The 24,189-nt window shown below is 37.3% G+C and carries 20 protein-coding genes; 10 read left to right on the top strand and 10 right to left on the bottom strand.

Translation table 11 applies throughout. The features are described from left to right. The 5 genes from LQV47_RS20735 to LQV47_RS20715 all read left to right on the top strand — a co-directional run bounded on the left by LQV47_RS20735 (position 1) and on the right by LQV47_RS20715 (position 7,687). Positions 1–1,446, top strand: a complete 1,446-nt coding sequence (locus tag LQV47_RS20735) for a SusD/RagB family nutrient-binding outer membrane lipoprotein (RefSeq protein WP_230041030.1) — start codon at positions 1–3, stop codon at positions 1,444–1,446. Between the two features lie 57 nt (positions 1,447–1,503). Then, positions 1,504–3,069: a calcineurin-like phosphoesterase C-terminal domain-containing protein gene (locus LQV47_RS20730; protein ID WP_230041053.1), complete on the top strand. Its 1,566-nt coding sequence runs from the start codon at positions 1,504–1,506 to the stop codon at positions 3,067–3,069. Between the two features lie 284 nt (positions 3,070–3,353). Then, positions 3,354–4,067: a 3-ketoacyl-ACP reductase gene (locus LQV47_RS20725; protein ID WP_230041029.1), complete on the top strand. Its 714-nt coding sequence runs from the start codon at positions 3,354–3,356 to the stop codon at positions 4,065–4,067. 308 nt (positions 4,068–4,375) lie between these two features. Further along, entirely contained in the window at positions 4,376–5,554 is a 1,179-nt protein-coding gene (locus LQV47_RS20720; protein ID WP_230041052.1) for an MFS transporter, read from the top strand. A gap of 102 nt (positions 5,555–5,656) precedes the next feature. Then, on the top strand, positions 5,657–7,687 hold the full coding sequence (locus LQV47_RS20715; RefSeq protein ID WP_230041028.1) for a TonB-dependent receptor: 2,031 nt from the start codon (positions 5,657–5,659) through the stop codon (positions 7,685–7,687). A gap of 17 nt (positions 7,688–7,704) precedes the next feature. Here the strand turns inward: LQV47_RS20715 and LQV47_RS20710 are convergent, their stop codons facing one another. Then, positions 7,705–8,670, bottom strand: a complete 966-nt coding sequence (locus LQV47_RS20710; protein ID WP_230041027.1) for a YpdA family putative bacillithiol disulfide reductase — start codon at positions 8,668–8,670, stop codon at positions 7,705–7,707. Positions 8,671–8,897: 227 nt separating this feature from the next. Between LQV47_RS20710 and LQV47_RS20705 the strand changes: the two genes are divergently transcribed. After that, positions 8,898–9,539 (top strand): hypothetical protein, encoded by a 642-nt coding sequence (locus LQV47_RS20705; protein ID WP_230041026.1) that lies wholly within the window; start codon positions 8,898–8,900, stop codon positions 9,537–9,539. Between the two features lie 67 nt (positions 9,540–9,606). On the opposite strand, the gene LQV47_RS20700 is transcribed toward LQV47_RS20705, so the two are convergent. The 9 genes from LQV47_RS20700 to LQV47_RS20660 form a co-directional block, all read right to left on the bottom strand. Continuing rightward, on the bottom strand, positions 9,607–10,893 hold the full coding sequence (locus LQV47_RS20700; RefSeq protein ID WP_230041051.1) for a glycosyl transferase family 1: 1,287 nt from the start codon (positions 10,891–10,893) through the stop codon (positions 9,607–9,609). A 62-nt stretch (positions 10,894–10,955) separates the two neighbouring features. Then, the gene (locus tag LQV47_RS20695) at positions 10,956–13,496 is read right to left on the bottom strand and encodes a YfhO family protein (protein WP_230041025.1); all 2,541 of its coding nucleotides are present in this window, start codon (positions 13,494–13,496) and stop codon (positions 10,956–10,958) included. 30 nt (positions 13,497–13,526) lie between these two features. Further along, a complete protein-coding gene (locus LQV47_RS20690; protein WP_047487258.1) occupies positions 13,527–13,760 on the bottom strand; it encodes a hypothetical protein in 234 nt (77 codons plus the stop codon). Positions 13,761–13,875: 115 nt separating this feature from the next. Then, complete coding sequence (locus tag LQV47_RS20685; RefSeq protein ID WP_230041024.1) at positions 13,876–14,925, bottom strand: DUF6263 family protein; 1,050 nt, start codon at positions 14,923–14,925, stop codon at positions 13,876–13,878. Positions 14,926–14,960: 35 nt separating this feature from the next. Continuing rightward, positions 14,961–15,716, bottom strand: a complete 756-nt coding sequence (gene rlmB, locus LQV47_RS20680; protein ID WP_230041050.1) for a 23S rRNA (guanosine(2251)-2'-O)-methyltransferase RlmB — start codon at positions 15,714–15,716, stop codon at positions 14,961–14,963. 207 nt (positions 15,717–15,923) lie between these two features. Next, positions 15,924–16,394 (bottom strand): DinB family protein, encoded by a 471-nt coding sequence (locus tag LQV47_RS20675; protein ID WP_230041023.1) that lies wholly within the window; start codon positions 16,392–16,394, stop codon positions 15,924–15,926. A 226-nt stretch (positions 16,395–16,620) separates the two neighbouring features. Continuing rightward, positions 16,621–16,770: a hypothetical protein gene (locus LQV47_RS20670; RefSeq protein ID WP_230041022.1), complete on the bottom strand. Its 150-nt coding sequence runs from the start codon at positions 16,768–16,770 to the stop codon at positions 16,621–16,623. Positions 16,771–16,920: 150 nt separating this feature from the next. After that, complete coding sequence (locus tag LQV47_RS20665) at positions 16,921–18,240, bottom strand: peptide-N-glycosidase F-related protein (protein ID WP_230041021.1); 1,320 nt, start codon at positions 18,238–18,240, stop codon at positions 16,921–16,923. Between the two features lie 349 nt (positions 18,241–18,589). Continuing rightward, on the bottom strand, positions 18,590–19,927 hold the full coding sequence (locus LQV47_RS20660; protein WP_230041020.1) for a peptide-N-glycosidase F-related protein: 1,338 nt from the start codon (positions 19,925–19,927) through the stop codon (positions 18,590–18,592). A gap of 210 nt (positions 19,928–20,137) precedes the next feature. On the opposite strand from LQV47_RS20660, the gene LQV47_RS20655 reads away from it, so the two are divergent. The 4 genes from LQV47_RS20655 to LQV47_RS20640 all read left to right on the top strand — a co-directional run bounded on the left by LQV47_RS20655 (position 20,138) and on the right by LQV47_RS20640 (position 24,159). Then, on the top strand, positions 20,138–21,457 hold the full coding sequence (locus LQV47_RS20655; protein WP_230041019.1) for a hypothetical protein: 1,320 nt from the start codon (positions 20,138–20,140) through the stop codon (positions 21,455–21,457). Positions 21,458–21,757: 300 nt separating this feature from the next. Then, positions 21,758–22,762 (top strand): MoxR family ATPase, encoded by a 1,005-nt coding sequence (locus tag LQV47_RS20650; protein ID WP_230041018.1) that lies wholly within the window; start codon positions 21,758–21,760, stop codon positions 22,760–22,762. Further along, the gene (locus LQV47_RS20645; protein ID WP_230041017.1) at positions 22,762–23,220 is read left to right on the top strand and encodes a GNAT family N-acetyltransferase; all 459 of its coding nucleotides are present in this window, start codon (positions 22,762–22,764) and stop codon (positions 23,218–23,220) included. The genes LQV47_RS20650 and LQV47_RS20645 overlap by 1 nt, the downstream gene beginning before the upstream one ends. A gap of 75 nt (positions 23,221–23,295) precedes the next feature. After that, complete coding sequence (locus LQV47_RS20640; protein ID WP_230041016.1) at positions 23,296–24,159, top strand: DUF58 domain-containing protein; 864 nt, start codon at positions 23,296–23,298, stop codon at positions 24,157–24,159. Positions 24,160–24,189: the final 30 nt, after the last annotated feature.

Here is a 24,189-nt window from a genome sequence, read left to right as displayed (position 1 = left end):
ATGAAAAAGATACTCTATATATGCTCATTTCTTAGCCTTGTAGGAAGTGCCGTTTCGTGTGACAGAAGCCTCGATGAAATTAATAAAGATACAAGTAGAATCAACGAACCTGTTGCAAGCGCTTTGCTGGCTCCAATACAATATAATATGGCTTCCATAGGCTATAACAGAGCCAATGATTTTAATTTTGATATCATGCAGGTTTCTCTGGATTTTCCGAATGAAGGAAACTCATTAAGCCGTTATTATATTACAGAAAACACAGGAACGGGATTCTGGAACAATTCATACAGGTGGCTGAAACAGGTTGATGACCTTAAAAAAGCGGCCATTTCTGAAGGAGATAAAAATTACCAGGCTATTTCCATGGTACTCAACGCATGGATTTATTCCAACCTTACCGATACCTATGGTGATATTCCTTTTTCCGAAGCTTCACAATTGGATAATGGGGTTTCTCAGCCTAAATTTGATAAACAGAAAGACATTTATGTCCACCTATTAGATGATCTGAAAGCGGCTAATGCTCTTTTCATTACCACCAAGCCTCTTACCGGAGCAGATCTTTTTTATAAAGCAGATACCGATAATACTGGAATTGCCAATTGGAAAAAATTATGCAACTCGCTTTCTTTAAGGCTCTTGCTAAGAATACTAAGCCGGGAGGGAGAAGTGAATGTTAAAGAAAGAATTCAGGAAATCGTTAACAATCCAACGGTATATCCTGTTTTTCAAAATAATGCAGATGCAACAAAGCTTGATATTTCCGGAATTTCTCCATTAATGCCACCTATTGCAAGACCTCAGGATTTTACAACAGGAAGAGCAGCTTCAGATTTCTTTGTACAGGCTTTACAGAAAAATAATGACCCGCGTATACCGATGTTCTTTACCCAGGCAAAAGATCTGAAAAATAATAATATAGGATATGTGGGTGCTCCTTCCGGATATCCTTTCGGAACAGTTTTTACCTTCCAGCCATCCAATCTTAATCAAAACCTGGCAAAAGCCCCGCTGAAAATTTTTGTTTATCCCTATGCAGAACTCCAGTTTACATTAGCGGAGCTTGCTCTAAAGGGAATCATTCAGGGAAGTGCTAAGACTTTTTACGAAAACGGAGTGAAAGCTTCTATTGAACAGTGGGGAGCTGTAGTACCGGCCAACTATTTTGATAACCAAAATGTAGCCTATGAAGCAGACCTGAAAAAAATTATGCTTCAGAAGTATATTGCTCTATTCTTTGTGGACCAGCAGCAATGGTTTGAAAAAAGAAGAACAGGATTTCCGGTACTTCCCAACAATGGAGGTCTGCTGAATAATGGAGATTTACCCCAAAGATTAATGTATCCGCCCAATCCGAAAATATTGAATCCCACCAACTATCTGGCAGCTGTTCAGCAGATGGGAGGAGATCATATTAATGTGAAAATGTGGTGGAATAAATAAGAAGATTAATAAAGAATAAAGAATAAAAAAGAAATGAGAGCTAAGATGAAATTTTTGATGCCATGTATGCTGATTTCGGCAATGGCGTTTTCCCAGACTTCTGTCTCCGGGTATATATATGAAGACAGCAATAAAAACCAAAAGAAAGAAAGTCGTGAAAAAGGAGTGGAAGGAGTAGCTGTATCCAATGGAGTACAGGTAGCCCTTACGGATAAAAACGGGAGATATAGCTTACCCGTTCAGGAAGGACAGACTATTTTTGTCATTAAGCCTTCAGGATACCAAACTGCTTTAAACAGCAATAATCTGCCTCAGTTTTATTACCATCATAAACCCAAAGGTTCACCGGCTGATTTTAAATACAAAGGAGTAGCTCCTACCGGAGAACTTCCTAAAGAGCTGAACTTTCCACTGTACAGGCAGAATGAAGATAAAAATTTTGATATTCTGGTTTTTGGAGATCCACAGCCTTATACAGAGAAAGAACTCGATTATTTTAAAAGAGGAATTGTAAATGAAGTTAAAAATACCAGAAAAAATGCAGTGCTCGGAATTAGCCTGGGAGATTTGGTTGGAGATAACTTAAGCCTTCAAAAACCTTATGCAGATGTGATGAAAGAAGTAGGATTGCCCTGGTACAATGTCATGGGAAATCATGATATGAATTATGATGCAAAAGAAGACCACTTATCGGATGAAACATTCGAATCCAATTTTGGTCCTGCCAACTATTCATTCAACTATGGTAATGTTCATTTCATTATTTTGGATGATATTCTTTATCCGGACCCAAGGGATGGAAAAGGATATTGGGGAGGCTTCTGTGAAGATCAGCTCCAGTTTATTGAAAATGATTTGAAATGGGTTGATAAGAATAAGCTTGTTGTGGTGTCTTTCCATATTCCGTTGGAGCATAAAAACGAAGATAGTTTTAGAAATGCTGACCGCCAGAAGTTATTTGATTTCTTAAACCCTTTCCAGAATGTATTGCTTTTATCGGCGCACACCCATATTCAGCAACAGATTTTCTATGGCAAAAAAGCAGGCTGGAACGGAATAAAAGAATTACACGAATATAATGTGGGAACCACTTGTGGTGACTGGTATTCGGGTACGGCTGACGAAGCAGGTCTTCCTACATCAACGATGAGAGACGGAACAGCAAAAGGATATTCTTTCATCAGTTTTACAGACAACCAATATAAAGTTAAGTATAAAACGGCTGGAAAACCTGAAGACTATCAGATAAAACTGTACGTTCCAAAGGTCATTCCTTATCCTTCAAAAACCTCTGCAAAAGTGCTGGCAAACTTCTTTATGGGAAGTAAAAAAGATAAAGTAGAGTATAGAATAGACAACGGATCCTGGGAGGCCATGGAGTATGATGAAACGATAGATCCGAATTTTGCTCTTTCAGTTTTTAAATGGGATGCTACAGAGAAAATTCTTCCCGGTAGAAGACCTTCCAACCCTGAAATGTCAAAACATATCTGGGAAGCAGATTTTCCTAAAAAATTAGCCTTGGGGAAACATAAAGTTGAGGTAAGAGCTGTTGATATGTACGGAAATCAATTCTCCGCTTCAGAAGAATTTGAAGTACAGAACTCAATTCAGATTCCTTAAGCTTATTATTTTACTTTTTTTAGATTTTGAAGCCGGTTCATGATAAACCGGCTTTTTTAGTAAGCTGGCACTAAAAAAATCAAATTTTACCATAATCTTTGTCATTCCGGAAGAATCCATCTCTTCATTTCAATATCATTTATTTAGATTCTCCTAATGATAAATCATGTGATTGTTTTGTGGTGAAGACAATAGAAAGCCGTTAAAAAAACATTAAATATATATTCTTCTCATCCCGTAAAAATGTTCTTTTGTAACTTTGTACAACGAAAAGTATTATTACAATGAACATAAACGGAAAAAATGCCATCGTAACCGGTGGTGGAAGAGGATTAGGAAGGGCAGTAGCGTTAGCTTTGGCTCATGAAGGAGTGAACGTTGCCATTACAGGAAGAAACGAAGAGAATTTAAAAAATACAGTTGATGAAATCCAGAAATTGGGAGTAAATGCAGCCTATGCTGTATTTAATATTGACGATGAAGCCTCTGTAAAAGCAGGAATCAGAACTTTAGCTGAAATGCTTGGTGGAGTAGATATCCTGATCAATAACGCAGGGATCGGGGATTTTGGAAGTATTGAAGATATGTCTTCTGAAACCTGGGAACAGGTGATCAAAACCAATCTATTCGGGGTATACTATGCGGCTAAGGCCGTTCACCCGTTTATGAAAGCTAAAGGAGAAGGTGATATTGTAAATGTAGCCTCTACAGCAGGTTTAAAAGGAGGACCTAATATGTCTGCCTATGCAGCTTCCAAAGCAGCGGTAGTTTCTCTATCCCAATCAATGATGGCAGAATGGAGAAAACAGAATATCCGTGTGATTACGTTGACGCCAAGTACCATTGCTTCTGATATGAGTATTCAGGGCGGACTTACAGACGGTAATCCCGAAACGGTATTACAGCCAGAAGATTTTGCAGAATGGGTAAGAGATATTTTAAAAATGAACAGACGCGCATTAATTGCAAATGGTTCTATTTTCTCTACAAATCCATAACAGATTTAAAATTTAAAGCCTCGCGAAACATACTTTACGTAGCTTTTAAATTGTTAAATTCAAAATAAATGCAGGTTTTACTTGTCAGAGTCGGAAGAGTTTTCTTCCGGCTTTTTTATTTTACTATCTTTTTTGCGACTTATTCTAAAGTCTTTAAAAACAGTGTAAAGCTGAAAATTATTCGCTCACAACAGAGGGATATGGGCTATTTTCTCTAACTTTGCATTTTAAATTTTTCCCCCAATATTATTGTGAAATTAATTAACTTATACACGAGTTCTTTCAAAGGACTCTCGCAAGAGAGTTGGATGCTGGCGTTGGTAATGCTAATCAACAGGGCGGGTTCTATGGTACTTCCTTTTTTAGGAGTTTATATGACAGACCATTTACATTTTAGCATTGAAAATTCCGGAATTGTCCTTAGCTTTTTTGGAATAGGTTCAGTGATAGGTTCATGGTTTGGTGGAATGATCACCGATAAAATTGGTGAATACAAGGTGCAGAGCCTAAGTTTACTTTTGAGCGTACCCTTATTTTGTTTAATTCCTCTTTTTACAACAGAAGCAGGACTGGCAGGAATTATTTTGCTGCAGAGTATTGTAAGTGAAACTTTCCGGCCCGCCAACTCGGTGGCTATTACAAAATATGCCAGGCCGGAGAATATCACCAGAGCCTTTTCATTAAACAGGATGGCTGTTAATTTAGGATTTTCTATAGGTCCTGCATTAGGAGGTATTCTATCTGCTATTTCTTATGAATTTTTATTTTTCAGTAATGCTTTGGCCGCTTTACTGGCCGGATTAATGTACATCTGGTTTTTCAGAAAACGTACAAGATTAGCTAAGAAGAAAGCAAGAAATGTAAAAGAAGCTATCGCCATTAAAAAGGAGAATTCTCCCTATAGAGACCGTAAATTTCTGGTATACTGTGTATTCTGTATGCTGTTTTCCATTTGTTTTTTCCAGTTATTCAGTACATTGACTATTTTCTATAAGGATACCGCTCATTTGAGTCAGCAGAATATAGGATTTATTCTGGGTTACAGTGGCTTCCTGATCGTATTGCTTGAAATGGGATTTGTACAGCTGGCTGAGAAATATTTCACCTTAGGCTTTACAATGCTGATAGGAACTTTCTTGTGTGGATTTTCCTATGCTATGCTGGCCTTCGACTACAGTATGGTGGTATTGTTGGTTTCCATGACCTTGCTTTGTGTGGGAGAAATATGGACCCTGCCTTTTATGTCAACCATTACTGCACTGCGCTCGGGAGAAAATAATAAAGGAGCTTATATGGGACTGAACGGAATGTCTTTTTCAATAGCTTTTATTATTACACCTTATATAGGAACATTGATTGCAGATAAACTAGGTTTCAACACCCTGTGGATAGGAACTGGTGTGTTGGCAATACTGATTGCCATAGGCTTTTATTATATAGTTCCATGGATGCTTAAAGATAAAGAAGCCATAAAGGCTGGATCATAATACCAATCAGGGCCGAAAATGTAAAGTTTTCAATAGAATAGGATCAAAAGAGCAGTTTGATAATTTTTACTAACTTTTGATCTTCAATATTCTTAATTTCTGATGCCTAAATACTGTTGCCTGTTTTTTATATTCTGGACTTCTATTTTCTTTTCACAAAAAGAAGATTCAGCAGCATTGATTTCAGAAATAAGAATTGATGCTTATAAAAAACCAGTTCCTTTTATTACTTCTACAAAGTCTGTGGGAGTAATTTCGGGAGATCTTCTCAAACAGAATACCCCGGAGCGGATGCTTGAATCTGTCAACCAGATTGCCGGAGCAAGAATGGAAGAACGCTCTCCGGCGAGCTATAGGATTTCTATTCGCGGAAGTGCCCTAAGGTCACCTTTTGGGGTACGAAACATTAAAGTATACCTCGATGATTTCATTTTATCTGATGCATCCGGAAATACTTATTTTAATCTTATTTCCCCTGAATTGATTCACAAAATGGAAATCTATAAAGGCCCTGAAAGTGGTGATTACGGATCGGTAACAGGCGGTACACTTCTTTTGCAGACAAGAAAGTCTGATCATCTATCTGCTCACTTAGCTATAGGAAGTTATGGATCTTTTAACCAGAGTTTTGATTTTTCTAAGCAGTCTGGTAAACATTTTTTTGAGATTTTTCAAAATTATTACACAACAGAATCTTACAGAGAACAGTCTGCGGTTGAAAGAAAGCAGGTGTATCTGAAAGACAATTTCACGTATTCGGAAAATGCCTCCTTACATACTATGCTTTTATATTCTGATTTAGAGTATCAGACACCGGGAGGGCTTACCTTGGAACAGATGCAGTCTGATAGAAAACAGGCGAGACCAGCTACAGGAGCGCTTCCGGGGGCAAAAGGACAAAATGCGGGGATACGTAACAAAATGATTATTGCAGGTGTCTCCCATGAGTTTAAGAGTCATCCGGATTTTTCACATTTTGTTTTGGTGCAAGGTTCCTATGTTGATTTTAAAAATCCTTTTATCTCTAATTTTGAAAAACGTTTTGAAAATAATTTTGCCTTAAGAACCCACCTGAACTATGAGAAAAAATGGAATCATATGTACCTCGCTTACAGAGTTGGCTTTGAAGGTGGAATTAATGATATCCAGATTAGAAATTATGATAACAACCAAGGAATAAATGGAAAGCCCCAGAATTTTGATCATATTAAAAACCGTTCCGGATTTTATTTTCTTTCTCAAAAGCTGAACATTGATGAAAAGCTTTTTACAGATATTTCCCTAAGCCTGCATTCAAATTCTTATCAGTGGGAGAAGTTATATCCAGGAGTTGAAAATGGAAGTATAAGGTTTAAAAATCAATGGCTTCCTAATGTTGGAATTGCTTATCTCCTGGGAAAAGGATTTGCTGTCAGAGGAAAAGTAGGAAAAGGAAATTCGGCCCCTACCAATGAAGAAATCCGTGCCTCAAACCAGGCATTTAATCTCGATCTTATTCCTGAATATGGCTGGAATAAAGAGATTGGAATAAGAAAGCAATTTGGAAATATGATTTTTGCTGAAGGAAGTTACTTTGATTTCAGGATGAATAATGCAATAGTAAGAAGACAGAATGAAGCAGGGCAGGAATATTTTGTAAATCAGGGAAAGACCATTCAGAAAGGTTTCGAAATCCTTTTAGAATCCAGAAAATTTAATCTGAAAAATAAATTCTTCAATGACTTTAAATTCCGGTTTTCCGGAAGCTTTTATCACTTTAAGTTTGATAATTACAGGCAGAATAATAATGATTTCTCAGGAAATGATTTAACAGGTGTTCCGGAAACGAGCATTAGCAGTCTGTTGAATTTTACTTTTTTCGAAAAATTATCCATCGGCTATTCCCATTTTTATATTTCAAAGACTCCCTTAAATGATGCTAATACAATATGGTCAGAATCCTCTTTTGTAGGCAATATCCTGCTTGGGTTTCCTATGCATATAGAAAAAACAAACCTCAACATATACCTGCAGATCCAAAATCTCTACAATACTGAATATGTTGCAGGATTTGATAGTAATGCTTTCGGAAACAGGTTTTATAATCCGGCAGCAAAAAGAAATTGTACTCTGGGTATAAAAATTGATTTTTGATGATCTGATGACTGCCATCAGCGTTTGGAGACTATATTTTTGACAATCATTTCAGCATGTACCCTTGAATTTTCAATAAACCATAAATGGGTGTCTTTTCCTCCGCAAACCACTCCCGCCAGATACAGATTGGAGATGTTGGTTTCCATGGTCTCCATATTGTATTGGGGATTCAGGCATTCTCCATTCAGCTCTATACCGGAATTCCTTAAAAATTCAAAGTCTGGAAGGTAACCGGTCATAGCCAGAACAAAATCATTTTCAATCTCATGAATCTGATGGTCATGGTCTTTGAAAATAACAGATTGTTCTTTAACTTCAATAATCTCAGCATTGAAATAGGCTTTTATATTGCCTTCTGAAATTCTATTTTCTATATCCGGTTTTACCCAATATTTTACACTTTTTGAAATTTCAGAATGCCGGATGATCATTGTTACTTCGGCTCCTTTTCTGTAGGTTTCAAGAGCTGCATCTACCGCAGAATTACTGCAGCCTATTACCACTACTTTCTGCCTGGCGTAAGGATAGGGCTCGGTATAATAATGTTGAACTTTCGGAAGATTTTCACCGGGAATGTTCATCACATTCGGAATATCATAGAACCCTGTGGCAATCACCACATTTTTAGCAAAGTACTTTCCTTTTGTAGTCTCAATTTCAAAGACATCATCAATTTTGAAAACTTTTAGTACTTTTTCATAAAGATGAATACTCAGATCTCTCTGCCTGGCAATTCCCTGATAATATTCCAACGCTTCCTGTCTGCCGGGTTTTGGAGCAGGGGAGATAAAAGGAGTCCCGTCAATTTCAAGCTTTTCAGCGGTTGAAAAAAAACGCATATACAAAGGATAATGATACAGTGAATTAACAATAGTTCCTTTTTCAATGATCAGGTAACTGAGGTTATTTTTTTGAGCTTCAATAGCACAGTTTAAACCGATAGGGCCCGCTCCGATGATAAGAATATCCAAAATTTCCATAGAACAAAGATACGGCGTAATTGGCAGATTGTATAGAGGTTTTTAGGACAAAAATTTCAGGTGGTGTGAGTTGAGAGTTAAGAGTTGAGAGTTGAGAGTTGAGAATTGAGAGTTGAGAGGTCAGAAGTTATACACTATACATTATACATCCGACATTATACATTGTACCCCTCCTCACGGTAATGGCATCAGTTTTGGTGTTTTTTATCATCACTTAAAATTAAAATATGAAAAAACTACTTATTTCTCTATTAGTACTCACTGTAGTAATCGCCTGTAAGAAAGAAGCGGGAAAACCGGTTCCGAATATTGTTGATTCTGTTGCACAGGCAAAAACAGACAGTATTGGAAAACTTCCTACAAAAGAAGAAAGAGAAGCTTCTTTGAAGAAAGTAAACGATGAGGTTCTGCAGGCCCTAAAAACTAAAGATTATAAAACATTTGCTTCATTAATTCATCCTGAAAAAGGAATTCGCTTTTCAATGTATGCACATGTTGATATGAAAGGGGACAAACATTTCTCCAAAGCTGATTTTGAACAGTTTCAGCCTACAAAAACATTGTTTACCTGGGGAGCACAGGATGGCTCCGGAGATCCATACAAGGCAACGATTAATGACTACCTGGGTAAATGGGTTTTTTCTAAGGATTTTACAGCTTCCCAGTATTCTGTAGATAAATTCATCGGTGGAGGGAACTCTCTGAATAATCTTAAAGAAAGTTATCCTACAGCTAATTTTACAGAAAACTATATCAAAGGAACAGAAAAGAATAGTGAAATGGACTGGAAAACCGTTCGTTTTGTATTTGAAGAGTTTCAGGGAAAATATTATCTGATAGCGGTGATCAATGATCAGTGGACGATATAAGAAAGAGAGAAGCTGGATGCCGGAAGGAAGAAGCTATGGTCTTCCCAATTCCTGCCTCCAGCTTTTTTTATAAAATGTCTGCCAACTGTTGAGTGAGATTTTTTCTTGAAAACTGTTCAATGTGTTGAGTGTTTTTACTAAGATTTCCACTTTTCCAAAGCTTAAATTTTTCCAGGATAAACTGCTTTACTTCTTCGGAACCATGATATCCGAAGTGCTTCCCGGCATGGGTATCTTCTAAAATTTTTTCTACATCGGCTTTATCAGGGCCAAATGACAGAATCTGTTTTCCTGAAGCCAGATATTCAAATATTTTCCCCGGAATAATCCCTTTTGAAGACTCGTTAGGAAAATTGGTGATAAGCAGAAGATCAGAACTCTGCATTTCTTCAACAGCTTTTCCATGGGAAAGATAACCCAGGTTTAAAATATGGTTTTTCAAACTGGAATTTTCAAGAGAAGCTAAGATCTTATCATCAATTCTTCCCACAAATTTCAGTGAAAAATCCTTTGAAAACTCTATGTTTTCTTTCACCAGTTCGTCCAATGCTTGCCAAAGGTTATCAGGATTCCGTAATTGCTCCAAAACGCCGATGTAACTTAGCGTAAATGTTTTGTTCTTTTGCAGTTTAGGATCTTCATGGGCATCAGTCTCGTCAAATCCATTAGTAATACAAACGGCATGAGCTCCTGCTTTCCGAAAGTTTTCAGCATCGGTATAGCTGGTGGCTAGGGTAATATCTGCATTTTTAAATACAGCACTTTCTAACTGACGGTGTTTCTTATCCGAACTTCTGGTTAATTTTAAATGCTTGTAGTAAGAAATCTCCGTCCACGGATCACGAAAATCGGCAATCCATTTTAAATGGGGAAGCTTATTTTTAAGACCTAGCCCAATGAGATGCAATGAATGGGGTGGGCCGGAAGTGACTACAATATCTATTTTATTTTCTTTTAAATACTTTTCTAAAAATTGAATAGAAGGTTTGACCCAAAAAACCCGGGCATCCGGAATAAAGAAATTTCCCCTAACCCAAATGGAAAGCCTGGATTTCCAGCTTTGGTTTTCGCCTACATCAAATTGCCCGGCTTTGAATTTTTTATTGCTTTTATTAAGCTTTTCTGCCAGCTGATAAGGTTCCCAGATCCTTGTTCTGACCATCTCAATATCGTTGGGAACATCCTTCATCAACGTTTCATCTACCAACGGATAATTGGGATTTTCCGGAGTGTAGATCACAGGTTTCCAGCCAAAATCGGGTAGATATTTTGCGAACTTAAGCCACCTTTGAACACCAGGACCTCCCGCAGGAGGCCAGTAATAGGTGATAATCAATATTTTCTTCTGTTCCATTTTGATGTTGAGATTCTTTATAACGGCTTGTTCCATTCAGAATGGTTTGCCACAATATTGAATTAAGCTTGTGGTTCAGTTACTGTTTCCTTTTTCTTATTTTTATTCATCCAGAAAATTCCAAAAGCTGTCAGGGCTATAAATAGTCCGAAACAAATAAGGGAAATCCATTTTCCTTTTTCAATGACTTCAGGTTCAAACACCATTCTGACATGATGGTTTCCTGCAGGAACATGTACGGCACGAAGTAAATAATCTGCTTTGATATAAGGGACTTCTTTTTCATCAACCAGCACTTTCCAGCCATGAGGATAGTAAACTTCAGAGAACACAGCCAATTGCGGTGTTCTGGATTGAGATTTAAACTCCAGTTCATTAGGCTGGTATTTTGTAAGATTGATAAATGCTGTAGAATCTGCCTGAACAGGTTTATTGTCGAAATAAGATTTGTCTGAAGTGGCAATAACAGCTGTTTTTTTATTGTCAATATCCCCAATAGATTTGATTTCTTCATTGGGTGTATCTGCAAATTTCAGGTCACTTACAAACCATGCATTTCCGTTGGCATTTGGATTAGGCACAGCCTGAGGTTCTGCGGGGCCTCCAAAAATCATATACTTAGCATTAAGCATATTCAGAATTTTAGGAGTCTTTACACTGTCTATATTTGACAGGTATTCATTAAGAATGTCATCATACCTTCTTAACTTTACTGCATGATAACCACCAATAGATGCTTTAAAATAAGAAGTATTTGTCTCACTTGTTACGCCTAAAGTCTGGTTATAAATTCTATAATGGCTCTTATCTTTTTCAGCAATTGTTTCCAGTGTTTTGTTGACATTCACATTATCAAGAATAGAGGATAAGCTCGGGTTTGCCTGAACTTTTTCAGCCAGTAAATCTGAAGTTTCTGTCTGGAAAGGATTTTCAGCAAAGACTTTGTCTACATAATTTTCATCATTCAGATAACGCTTATTCACAGTCCATAAGTCGAATAAACTTACTAAACCAATCACTACCAAAGCAATATTCTGATTCAGCTTTTTCTTTAAACTGAAAAATAAAACAGCTGCTGTAATGGCTACATAAATAAAGGCTTTAACAGCATCTGTTCTGAACAGTTTATATCTTTCATCCACAAGATAATCAAGTAGGAAAGGAGGGAAATAGGTTCTTTCACCTTCTGTAGCGAAACCTAACAATGATTTTCCGAAGACCAAAAGAATCAATACGAATCCTAATGTTCCCCCACTTACATAAAGAAGTGTTTTTTGTTTGTATTCTTCAGTAAGCTCTTCATCGGTAAAGAATCTGTACAGCCCAAGGATGGCTATCAGTGGGAATAACAATTCTACAACAACAAGGATTGAAGAAGGTGCTCTGAATTTATTGTAAAACGGAACATAGTCAATAAAGAAATCGGATAATGGCATAAAGTTACTTCCCCATGCCAGTAAAACAGTAAGTATCGAAGCTCCTAAAATCCAGTAACGGTATTTTTTTCGGGCAATGAAAAATCCTAAAAGAGCAAGAAAACATACAATAGCTCCCTGGTATGCCGGTCCTGAAGTTCCCGGTTGGTCACCCCAGTATGTCATTCCACTGAAACCTTTCGATATTCTGTCCATTTCAGCTTGTGAGCTTACATTTTCCTGAACAAGCTCCTGAACTTTGCTCATCATTTCCTTAGCTTCCGGCTCCTGGCTTCCGCCACCCATCAGCCTTGGAATGAAAAGATTTAACGTTTCCAGTTTACCGTAGCTCCACATCAGCATGCTTTCCTTATCCATTCCGGATTTTCCTGAAGTATGGCTGTCATTCGTTAAAATCTGCTTTCCACGAACCGTTTCTTTTACATATTCAGAATTGGCAAGGATTCTTTGAGAATTCATTCCAACTCCAATGATACATGATACCGCAATAATTCCCGAAGAAATAAGAAAATGCTTCATCTGTGTTTTCTTCAGGATCACTCTGATCAGTTCAGAAAGGAATAAAAATCCTAACGCAATGAACAGGTAGTATGTCATCTGTGGGTGGTTCGCTGCAATCTGAAGCCCCATAAAAAGGGTTGTAACAATGAATCCCCAGATGTATTGTTTCCGGATATAAACCAATAGAATTCCGGCTAAAAGTGGCGCGAAATATTCAATGGTATTTACTTTACCATTATGCCCCGCAGCAATGATAATATAAAAATAGGTAGAAAGGCCAAAGAAAGTAGCCCCTAGCAGAGCATATTTCCAGTTTCTGACCACTACCATTCCCAGAAGGAAAAAGCCTGCAAAAAGCAGAAACAGATAATTAACCGGCCTTGGCAGGAAATTCAGATTGCTGTCAATTTTCTTGATAATATCACCTTTAAACTGGCTGCCCATCTGATAAGTGGGCATTCCTCCAAACATGGAGTCACTCCAGTAGGTTTCATTTCCTGTATTGGCTCTATAGTCGAGCAGTTCTTTTGCTCCCCCTCTGTACTGTACAATGTCATGCTGGAAAAGCTGTTTTCCCGTAAAGACAGGGGTGGAATATAAAAATGCTAAAACTATAAATACAACTAATGAAATAGCAATATAAATTGAGCTTTTATTTTTCGCCATGCTGGTTATTATCTTTTTTTCTTGGAATTTTTATCTTTTATCATTATTCTGTTTCACCTCTTCATAGTCTACGGTTTCCGCATCCCACTTAAGGTTTTGCTTATTCTCTTTATTCGAGCCATGGATATCCTGCTGCCTGTTATTCTGATTACTGTTATTGTTGAACCTATAACCGTAAAACGTCTTAAAAAATATCCTTTTCAGAATATTCCAGACAAAGAAAATAATGATAGCAGAGAGTACCAGCTCAAGAATGTACTTCATAATACAATATATTTAAGATTCTAAAGTTCAAAGTTGTTTGTCGATACTTATTTTAATAATCAAAATAAAACTCTCAAATTCTCAGACTCTTCAACCTCAAACTCTTTTACTTTAATTATTTTGCTGAAGGATTTACCATGACAGAAGATTTTGAAACACTTTTCATAGACTGAGACTGTTTTCCGTCTGTAATAGATTCTATCTGTGTAGTTTCCACATTGATATTCTGGTTGGTAATCCACCCTGTATTTTCATCAAATTTAATAGTACCGGTCTGTACCAGTTCACTGCTTAAGCTATGAGTAATAGGCCCCTGAGCTTTCTTTTCTGTTTTCTTAGGAATCCCTCCGGTAACACCAATTTCAGCGCTTCCGTTTCCTAAGCTTTTTAAAACATAGTTTGAAGTTACTTTAACTGTTCCGCTTGCATCAGCATTTTCAGAAGTGGTCCATTTTTCACCGATCTTCACTCCTTTTTTAGGAATAATCGTCAGGTTTTTATTGAACTGATCTTTCAGTACTTTTTCATTGAAAGTTTCTTTAAGACTTGCTACAACGCTTGCTTTCTGATTCGCATCTTTGATAAGAGTTCCTACAGAAGCAGATACTTTGTTGTACACAGCATCAAAGCCTGTAATGGATATCACATTACCTTTTGTATCCATTTTCATAGCAAGCTTGTTTCCGGTAAGCGCCCTGTTGATATTCCAGATCATCTTAAGATCATCTTCTTTAGGAATAGGGAGCTTGGTATCTACAACAATAGTTTTTCCCTGTGCAGACTGAGAACTTCTTTTAGCTACAAGGTTAAGGGTCATATCATACACATTTCCTTTGATATCATTGACTGTAAAATTCATTTCATCCGTAGATTCACTGGTCGCTGTAATAGATTTTCCAGTAGGATCTGTCATGGTCTTTACATCCCTCTGATACGTTGTAAGAGGATATGTTTTTCCTTTTTCAAGCTTAAAAGTTTGCTTAATGATCCCTGCAGAATCTCTGATCGCCGGGTTCTCCGCTACTTTAGCTACAGAATCAGCAGGAACTTCTACAGTAACGGTTTTTCCCGTTTTAGGATCTACTTTCGTTACAGTAGCTGTTTCTTTTTTACACGATACAAGAGCTATAGATGAGATAAGCGCTAATGCTGCTATATTTTTCATTTTCTGATTTTTTAATGTTGTGTTATAGAACTGAATTATTTCAAAATTTTCTGTCTTACCGCTTCATACAGAATAGCACCACATGCGACAGAAACATTTAGAGATTGTGTTTTTCCTTCAATAGGAAGTTTTATTTTTTCATCCGAATGATGAAGTACTTCTTTAGAAATTCCGGTTTCCTCATTTCCCATTACAATAGCACAAGGTTCTGAGAAGTTGACATCATAAATTAACTTTTGTGCTTTTTCACTGGCAGCAAATACCGTGATTCCGCTTTGCTGTAAAAAGTCTACAGCATGGGCCAGATTGTTTTCTTTACAGATTTTAATGTTATAAATGGCTCCTGCAGAAGTTTTTATCGCATCAGAATTGATTGGAGCACCTCCTTTTTCCGGAATAATGATCGCATCGATACCCACACATTCTGCAGTTCTGCAGATGGCCCCGAAGTTTCTTACATCGGTAAGTCTGTCCAGGATCAATAAGAAAGGTGTTTTTCCTTCTTCAAATAATTGAGGAACAATATCTTCTACTTTATAAAACGGAACATCCGAAATAAAAGCAACCACACCCTGGTGGTTTTTTCTCGTAAAGCGGTTCAGTTTTTCAACCGGAACATAATTGGGACGGATTTTATTTTTTGCTAAAGCAGCTTTCAATTCAGCATAAATAGGACCCTGAAGTGCATTTTGCACAAAGATCTTGTCAATGGTTTTTCCTGCTTCAATAGCTTCTATTACAGGACGAAGTCCGAAAATAAAATCGTCTTTTTTGTTGTCGTTTGTCAAAATTTATTTTTTCTATTGTTAAATCTAATCAAGGTAGGGAGGCTCTTCTACAGTTTTGTAGTCAAACAACATCCGGGATTACATGAATTTTATTTTCCTCCGGATGAATTCCCTGATTTTTACTCATTAACCCTTCTGAAGGCTCATCAGTTTTATTTTTTTGCCAAAAATAAGAACTATGGTAGCTCTTATTCAGCAGAGGGTAATTGTTTAATATTTTTCACCCAAAATAGCTCTTTTCTGAGCCATTGCATATCCGTAATGTAAGCTTTCATGCATGTTATTAAAGATAATGGCATCCTGAATACTTTTTAAATCCATTCCGAAACTGGTTGTATAGGGCGTGTAATCTGAAAAGAAATCACTGTCATAATCTTTCATTAAGATCTTTGACGTTTCAGTAAGCAGGAACTCCAAATCTTCCACTTCTGATTTCTGGACATTAAGATTAGGTAAAGTCCCTTTTTTATAAGTTTCAATCCAGTATTTATCAATACGGAAAGGGTTTCCACTCAGATAATAGTGCAGCAGCTGCTGGGTGGCAACTGTGTGTACAATATTCCAGTATATATTGTTGTTGAAGCCATCCGGAATCAGCAGAAGATCTTCATGGGAAGTGTTCTGCAGGATGTCCAGAAGGTTTCTTCTTACCTGTCTGTGTGCTTGAAAATGATAGTTCATTTTGCCGTTTTTTTAATCTCCAAAAATAGTTTAATAAACTGGAAATGACAATTTTTTGAATGGGGATTAGAGTTAAAGTTTTTTAACTATTCAAAAAGACACAGTCTATGATCCTGTTTTTTAAGGTGATATTTTGCAGAAAGACGTGGTTTTTTGGAAGCTTAATTCTTTTCTTGCTTATCCTTATCCGGAAATAAGCCTCCAAAATAAAACTTTTTAGAAAAGATTAATAAAATTCAACAAAAACGTTATGTTTGATCTCCCATTCGGGGCTGTGCGTGGAATCTATACCATATATTATTGAGACGGCCTGATGTGGAATTTCTGTTAGTCTGGCAAAGAACAGTTGATTTCCTAAGGTCAGTTTAAATTTCATTTCATATTTTTTTAAACTTTTAAGCCTCCTGTGATTGATTTCTGATATATTTAAATGACTCTAAATATAAAAACCCTCCAGGTAAAAAGTATTCACCTGGAGGGTTTTGCTGTTTTTCAAATCTTTATGACTTGAAAAATTGTTTACCTCTTATTTCTTGATGATTTTATGTTTGAAGGTAGTTCCGTCTTTTAAAACAATATTTAAAATATAAGTGCCCTTGCTCTGTGTTGAGATATCGATCTTATCATCTCCGTAGTTTTCAGATAATTTTCTTCCATTGATATTGAAAAGACTTATAGAGGATATCCCTGTTTCTGATTTTATATTCACAAAATCGGAAGTAGGATTAGGGTATATGCCGACATCGGTTATTTTAACATTTTCTGCTGCTTTCAGAGTTGTATTACTTTTGCCCTGCATATAAACAGATAAATTTACTTCGCCTTCCTGATTAAAAACAGCTGTTGGTATGGTATGTTTCAATGTGTGATTTCCAGCGGCCAGACTGGATAATGTAAACTCTCTGGTAGGAACGGAACTGCCCGGACACCAATTATTCCAGGAAGTCCACCATGAGGTTGTCTGTGGAGTAGAATGATAGATTTGATTGGCTTGTGTATTGTATACCCTGTAAGGCTCGCAGGAGGTTCCCCCGGGAGTGTAGGTAAGCACCTGCACATCGTCTATGTAGGTGTAGTTCTGTCTTCTGTTGTATTCTTCAGGATTTCCATGGGGAGTAGATATTACAAAAAAACGGGCATTGGTAACAGGGGTAGGAAGGTTGAAGCTGACAATTCTGACCGTTTCACCCGCAACATCAGTGCTGTTGTAGTTATTGAGCCTGTTATAGGTTAATATAGGAACCAGGGTATTGTAATCTGTAGCTGTTCCGGTGTTTGTTGAAGTAAAAGTCAGAGTTCCTGAAAAAACATCATTTCTGCCGGCACATCCGGCAACTTCATTATTGGCAGCATAAGGAACGCCAAATACATCCAGTTCCATATAGATATCATACATATTACGCAATTCAGTACTATGAAATATACTATATAAATTACTTACATCATACGTGTAAGGAACCTGTGTAGGAGTACGGTTTTTGTTCATAAAAGGAGTAATATACCGGCCTACTTCAATTCTTTTTACGTTAGCATCATTGATGGTATAAGTAGGTTGGTTTTTGGGTACTAACGCTAAAAAAACCTCTCCCAAACGGTCATAATTGTCACACAAAGCACCTATAGTTACCTTCATTGAAATGGTTGCCTTAAAAGAATCGAGCTCTGTATCTGTAAGCTTTCTTGCGTACCTGGCATTATTTAACCTGATCAGTCCGGAGGGAACAGGAGTGGATACTGTAGCAGCATACCCATCATAGTAAACTGCCTGTGAAATCACATTGGTTGTCGTCTGTGATTTTAAAAAGCCTGCGAAAAGGAGGCTTAAAAGAAATATTTTTTTGTACATAATCATTGATATTTAATGTAAATATAATAAAATATGTATTTATTTTTACTTTTTATTGATTATTTATGTGTTAAATGTGCTTATTTTTTATTAATTATTTAAAAATTAAATCAATATTATGTATTTTTATCAAAAGTATTAACCGGATGGTTTCATATGATTTAATATTTTCTTTACGTTGGGTTTTGATAAGAATAGGAGGTTTGCAAAAGAAAAAGGGATGATTTGCGTGTCATATTATTGATCGTAAAGGGAATCAATTTTTAAACCCGAACTCCTGCTGAAAAACATTCAGCAGGAGTTCGGGTTGTTCAGATCTCTGCAATTTGAAAGAATATTTTAATTTTCTCTATTTCTTGATAATCTTGTGTTTAAAAGATGTTCCGTTTTTCAGTACAATATTCAAAAAGTAAACTCCTGTGCTATAGCCGGAAAGATCTACCTTGTTTTCCCGGTACGTTTCAGATAATTTTCTTCCTTCTATACTGAAGACTGAGATAGAAGCGACAGCAGTCTCTGATTTGATGGTTACAAAATCAGAAGTGGGATTGGGGTATATACTGACATCTATTGTTTTAATGTCCTTAACGTTTAACGTAGCATTGCTCTTACCCTGCATATAAACAGACAGGTATACATCTCCCTGCTGCTGATTGAAAACAGCCGTAGGGATGGTATGTTTAAGGGTGTGATTTCCTGCGGTCATATTAGCTAAGCTGAATCCACGTATAGGAACGGCGTTGCCCGGACACCAGTTATTCCAGGAAGTCCATTCTGCAAGTGTTTTTGGAGTAGCACCATAGATTCCGTTACCTTGAGTGTTGTATACTCTGTAGGGTTCACACGAAATTCCTCCGGGGGTATAGGTGAGTACCTGTACATCGTCTACATAGGTGTAATTTTGTCTTCTTATATATTCTTCACCGCCGCTGTTGGCACCATGTGGGGTAGAGATCACAAAGAAACGGGCGTTGGTAACCGGATCAGGTAAGTTAAAATTTACAATTCTAACCGTTTCACCGGCAGTATCTGTACTGTTGTAATTATTAAGTCTGTTATAGCTCAGGATAGGAGCAATGGTGTTGTAATCCGTCGCAGTAGCCCCTGTATCGGTTGAAAAGAAAGTAAGAGTTCCTGTAAATACATCATTCCTGCCGGAGCATCCCGGAACCTCATTGTTTGCTGCATAAGGCACACCAAAAACATCCAGTTCCATGTATATATCATAGGTGCTGCGTAGGGTGGCGTCATGAAATATACTGTACAGATTGCTTACATCGTAAGTGTAGGGAACTTCCAGAGGGGAGCGGTTTTTATTCATAAAAGGGGTGATGTATCTCCCTGCTTCAATCCTTTTTACATTAGCATCGTTTATCGTGTAAGTAGCTTGGTTTTTGGGTACTAATGCTAAAAAGACCTCACCCAGACGGTCATAGTTATCACATAATGCGCCTATGGAGACTCTCATCGCAATCTTTGCTTTAAAAGAGTCCATTTCGGCATCTGTAAGCTTTCTTGTATATCTGGCATTATTCAGTCTGATCAACCCGTTGGGAACAGGAGCGGATACTGTAGCGGCGTAGCCGTCATAAAACACTGCCTGAGAAATCACATTGGTTACTGTAGTGGTTTGTGATTTAAAAAAACTTGCAAACAAAAGACTGACAAAAAATAGCTTTTTATACATGTGATTGGTATTTGTTACAAATGTATTAAAATATGTACTTAAAAATACATTTGGTTAGATCGATTTTTAAATTAAATAGCTTTTTGTTGTTAATAGTGTAAAAAATAAGTGATAAAAGGTGTTTTCAATGAAAGGTGTAAATGAATTTTATTAAATAATTATATTTATCATTAATGTTGAAATTTTATTATTAAATTAGCATCGTATTCAATGGTAATTTTATTAATGATGAAGAAAAATTTACTTTTATTTTTATTATTGACAGTCTTGATTTTTAAAGCTCAGATCAATTTAAATATCGGAAGCATCAATGTGGGCACAGCGCCTGTCAGCAGTTTTTTTTCCTATTCTTATGTGCAGCAGATTTATCCTAAACAGGAATTGAATGCGACTGCTGCAGGAACTATTACAGGAGTTACATTCTATGTGGATCCGTCTGCCGGTATTTCTGACTCTTCGAATTGGACGGTTTATCTTGGGCATACCCAGAAAACGGCATTTGCTTCCGGCGCAGACTGGATTCCCTCCTCACAACTTACTCAGGTATTTGCAGGTATGGTAACAAAGAATAATGATAAAGTGGAGGTGGTCTTTACTGTACCATTTGCCTATAATAATACAGATAATTTAGTGGTGGCAGCAAGAGAAAATGCGCCAAGCATTGATATTAATAATTTTGATGAAGTTTTCCGTGTGTATCCATATATTCCAAATTCTACCCTTTATTACAAAGGAGACCAGGCAGTTATTGATCCTGCATCTCCACCCGGTGGAATAAGAGCGGATTATAAATCAGCAATAACAATTGCCGGGCTGACGGCTAAGTCTACTCCTGCTTGTCCTTTTATACTTTATCCTGCAAACAATGCTCAGTTTATTTCTTTATCTCCTACTGTTAGCTGGCAGCCGGTGATTGGAGCTACGTCTTACAAAGTTTCCTTAGGGACGAGTCCCGGAGGTACAGATATTATTAACCAGCAGGTTGTGACTGCTGCTAACTTTAATCTTTCACCATCAATTGTTCTTACGAGAGATACCAGTTATTATTTAAAAGTAACAGCTGTTTCGGCCAATGGTGAATCTTCCGGCTGTACAGATAATGTTTTTAAAACCATTCCTCCAATACCGGTAAATGATGCCTGTTCCGGAGCTTTGCTGGCATCTGCTTTTCCTTATTCCTATACACAGAGTGATGGAATGTCCTCTACCAATAATGCCGGATTTGTAATGGCATGCCCGAATGATGGAATGAATGATGGACTGTGGTTCAAATTTATGGGAGACGGCGGCCAATTTACCATTAAAGTGGCTCCTGCAACCATTTCTTTCGATCCCAAAATAGGAGTATATAAAGGATCGTGTAACAGCCTGGCTTGTGTGGGTACAAAAGATAACGGCGGTGGCGGTAGTTCGGAAACTATTACCATTACTACCAGCGCAGGAACAGAATATTATATCAATGTGGGATCTTACGAGGATGCGGAAGATAGGCCGGAAGATGTGTTTACCATTACCATCACAAAGCTTTGATATGCTGAGAAATTGGTAGCAGATTTGTAATTTAATATAATAAAAATGTTGTGGTAAAAATGCTACAACATTTTTTATAGGAAGCTGGTGAAAATGCTGTATTCCTAGTAGGAAAATCAAAGATACACCCGGTGGAGCTTCCGTGTGAATCGGCAGTATGTGTAAGAAACTCAGTTCGTATTACCCTGAATCCCTTATCCATCCCGGAATATTTAACAAACTTTAACTCAATAATGGCATTGATTGTGTTGATTAATGCAAGTATTTATCAGAAATTTACCACCTATTTTAAATCAAGCTATGTCAGATACATTTCAAGCAGAAGATATCCGTCAGTTGACGGAAAAAGTAAAAGAAAAAAACTATTTATTTTCTCTTCTGAGACAGGAAATCAACAAAGTTATTATTGGGCAGGAATACATGATAGACCGCCTTTTGGTAGGGCTTTTGGGAAATGGTCACGTGCTTCTTGAAGGAGTTCCGGGACTGGCCAAAACTTTAGCGATAAAAACATTGGCGGATGCTGTTCATGGCGAATTCTCAAGGATTCAGTTTACACCCGATCTGCTTCCCGCAGATGTGGTGGGAACAATGATCTTTAATATCAAAGACAATGATTTTTCTATAAAAAAAGGTCCTGTATTCGCTAATTTTGTACTAGCGGATGAGATCAACCGTGCGCCGGCCAAAGTACAGTCTGCCCTGCTGGAAGTGATGCAGGAAAAACAGGTAACTATTGGTGATGAAACAATGAAGCTTCCCAAGCCGTTTTTAGTACTGGCTACTCAAAACCCTATTGATCAGGAAGGAACTTACCTGTTGCCGGAAGCACAGAGTGACCGTTTTATGCTGAAGTGTACCATAGATTATCCATCTTTTGAAGATGAAAGAAAAGTAATGAGAATGGTTTCCACTTCACATCAGCCTACTGTGAATCCGGTCATTTCTCTTCAGGATATCGTAGATGCCAAAGAATTGATCAACCAGATTTATCTGGATGAGAAAATTGAAAAATATATCCTGGATATGGTGTTTGCAACCCGATATCCGGAAAATTACGGACTTTCCGAACTTAAAAATTATATCAGCTTCGGAGCTTCTCCAAGAGCATCTATTAACCTTGCGATTGCTTCAAGAGCTTATGCGTTCTTAAAAGGAAGGGCTTTTGTTATTCCTGAAGATGTAAAAGCATTGGCCAAAGATGTGCTGAGACACAGAATGGGCTTAACTTTTGAAGCGGAGGCAGAAGAAATTTCAACAGAAGAGATCATCAACAGAATTTTAGCAAAAATCCAGGCGCCATAATGAGTGATGTTGTAATCAGAAAAGCCGTTCAGGAAGATTGTGCTTCAATGCTTGACTTAATTAAGGAACTGGCAGAATACGAAAAAGCACTACATGAAGTAACGGTAACGCTTGATCAGTTTACTGAAGATGGCTTTGGACCGTCTCCGGTCTGGGGTGCCTTTGTCGCTGAAATGAACGGTAAAATTGTAGGAATTTCGTTGTATTACGACAGATATTCAACCTGGAAAGGAAGGAGGCTGTATCTTGAAGATTTGGTAGTAACCGAAAGAATGAGAGGAATACAGATTGGGAAAAAATTATTTGATGCAACACTGGAACATGGAAAATTAAATGATTACAGCGGAATGGTATTCCAGGTCCTAAGCTGGAATGAGCCAGCCATCAATTTCTACAAAAAATACAGTCCGAAATTTGATGATGAATGGCTGAATGTGTCCATTGAATTGAAAGATTAGAAGATAAAAATGGGAAAAGAATAGTGTAAATATGCTATACAAATCCCTGTAAATTATTAAACCTTACATCAGCGTATGCAGATAAAAGATATTGTAAAAAAAGTAAAGCAGATAGAAATCCGTACCAGAAAAAAGACGGAGGCTGCTTTGATGGGGCAATATCACAGTGCCTTTAAAGGGCAGGGGATGACTTTTTCGGAAGTCCGTCCCTATCAGTTTGGAGATGAAATAAGAAGAATCGACTGGAATAAAACAGCACGTTTCCGTGAACCGTTTGTAAAAGTAATGGAGGAGGAAAGAGAGCTTACGATGATGATTCTCGTAGATATTTCCGCTTCAATGGATTATGGAACAAAGACTCAGCTGAAAAGGGAATATGTTGCCGAAATCGCAGCCAGCTTAGGGTTTTCAGCTGCAGGAAATAACGATAAAGTGGGACTGATCCTGTTTGCTGACAAAGTATATAAAGTAATTCCACCACAGAAGGGGAGAAAACATATTCTTTCTATTATCAGCAATATCCTGACGGCCGATTATGTTGCTGCTGAGTCTAAAATAGACAAAGCACTGGAATATATGATGGGAATTTTTAAAAGAAAATCTCTGGTATTCTTGTTTTCAGATTTTGAGGATGAATATGATTCTAAAATGCTGAGAGTAGCCTCAAAAAAACATCAGCTGCTGGGAATGAGGATCTATGATGAAAAGGATAATGAAATTCCTGATGTAGGATATACACTGTTACATGATGTAGAAACAGAAAAACAAATATGGGCCAATACTTCCAGCGCCAGATGGCGATATACTTTTGCGGAAGCTCAAAAACAGAAGTTAAGAGCCCTGGAAGAGGATTTTTCTAACAGCTCGGCCAGCTTTATGAATATCAATACAGGTTCAGATTATTCAAAATTACTGTATAGCTATTTCCAGAAAAAATAGTACGGTAACCGATAGATAGAATTAGAAATA

The organism is Chryseobacterium sp. Bi04 (genome assembly GCF_918698085.1).
Lineage (GTDB): Bacteria > Bacteroidota > Bacteroidia > Flavobacteriales > Weeksellaceae > Chryseobacterium.
This window is presented reverse-complemented; position numbering and strand designations above follow the sequence as displayed.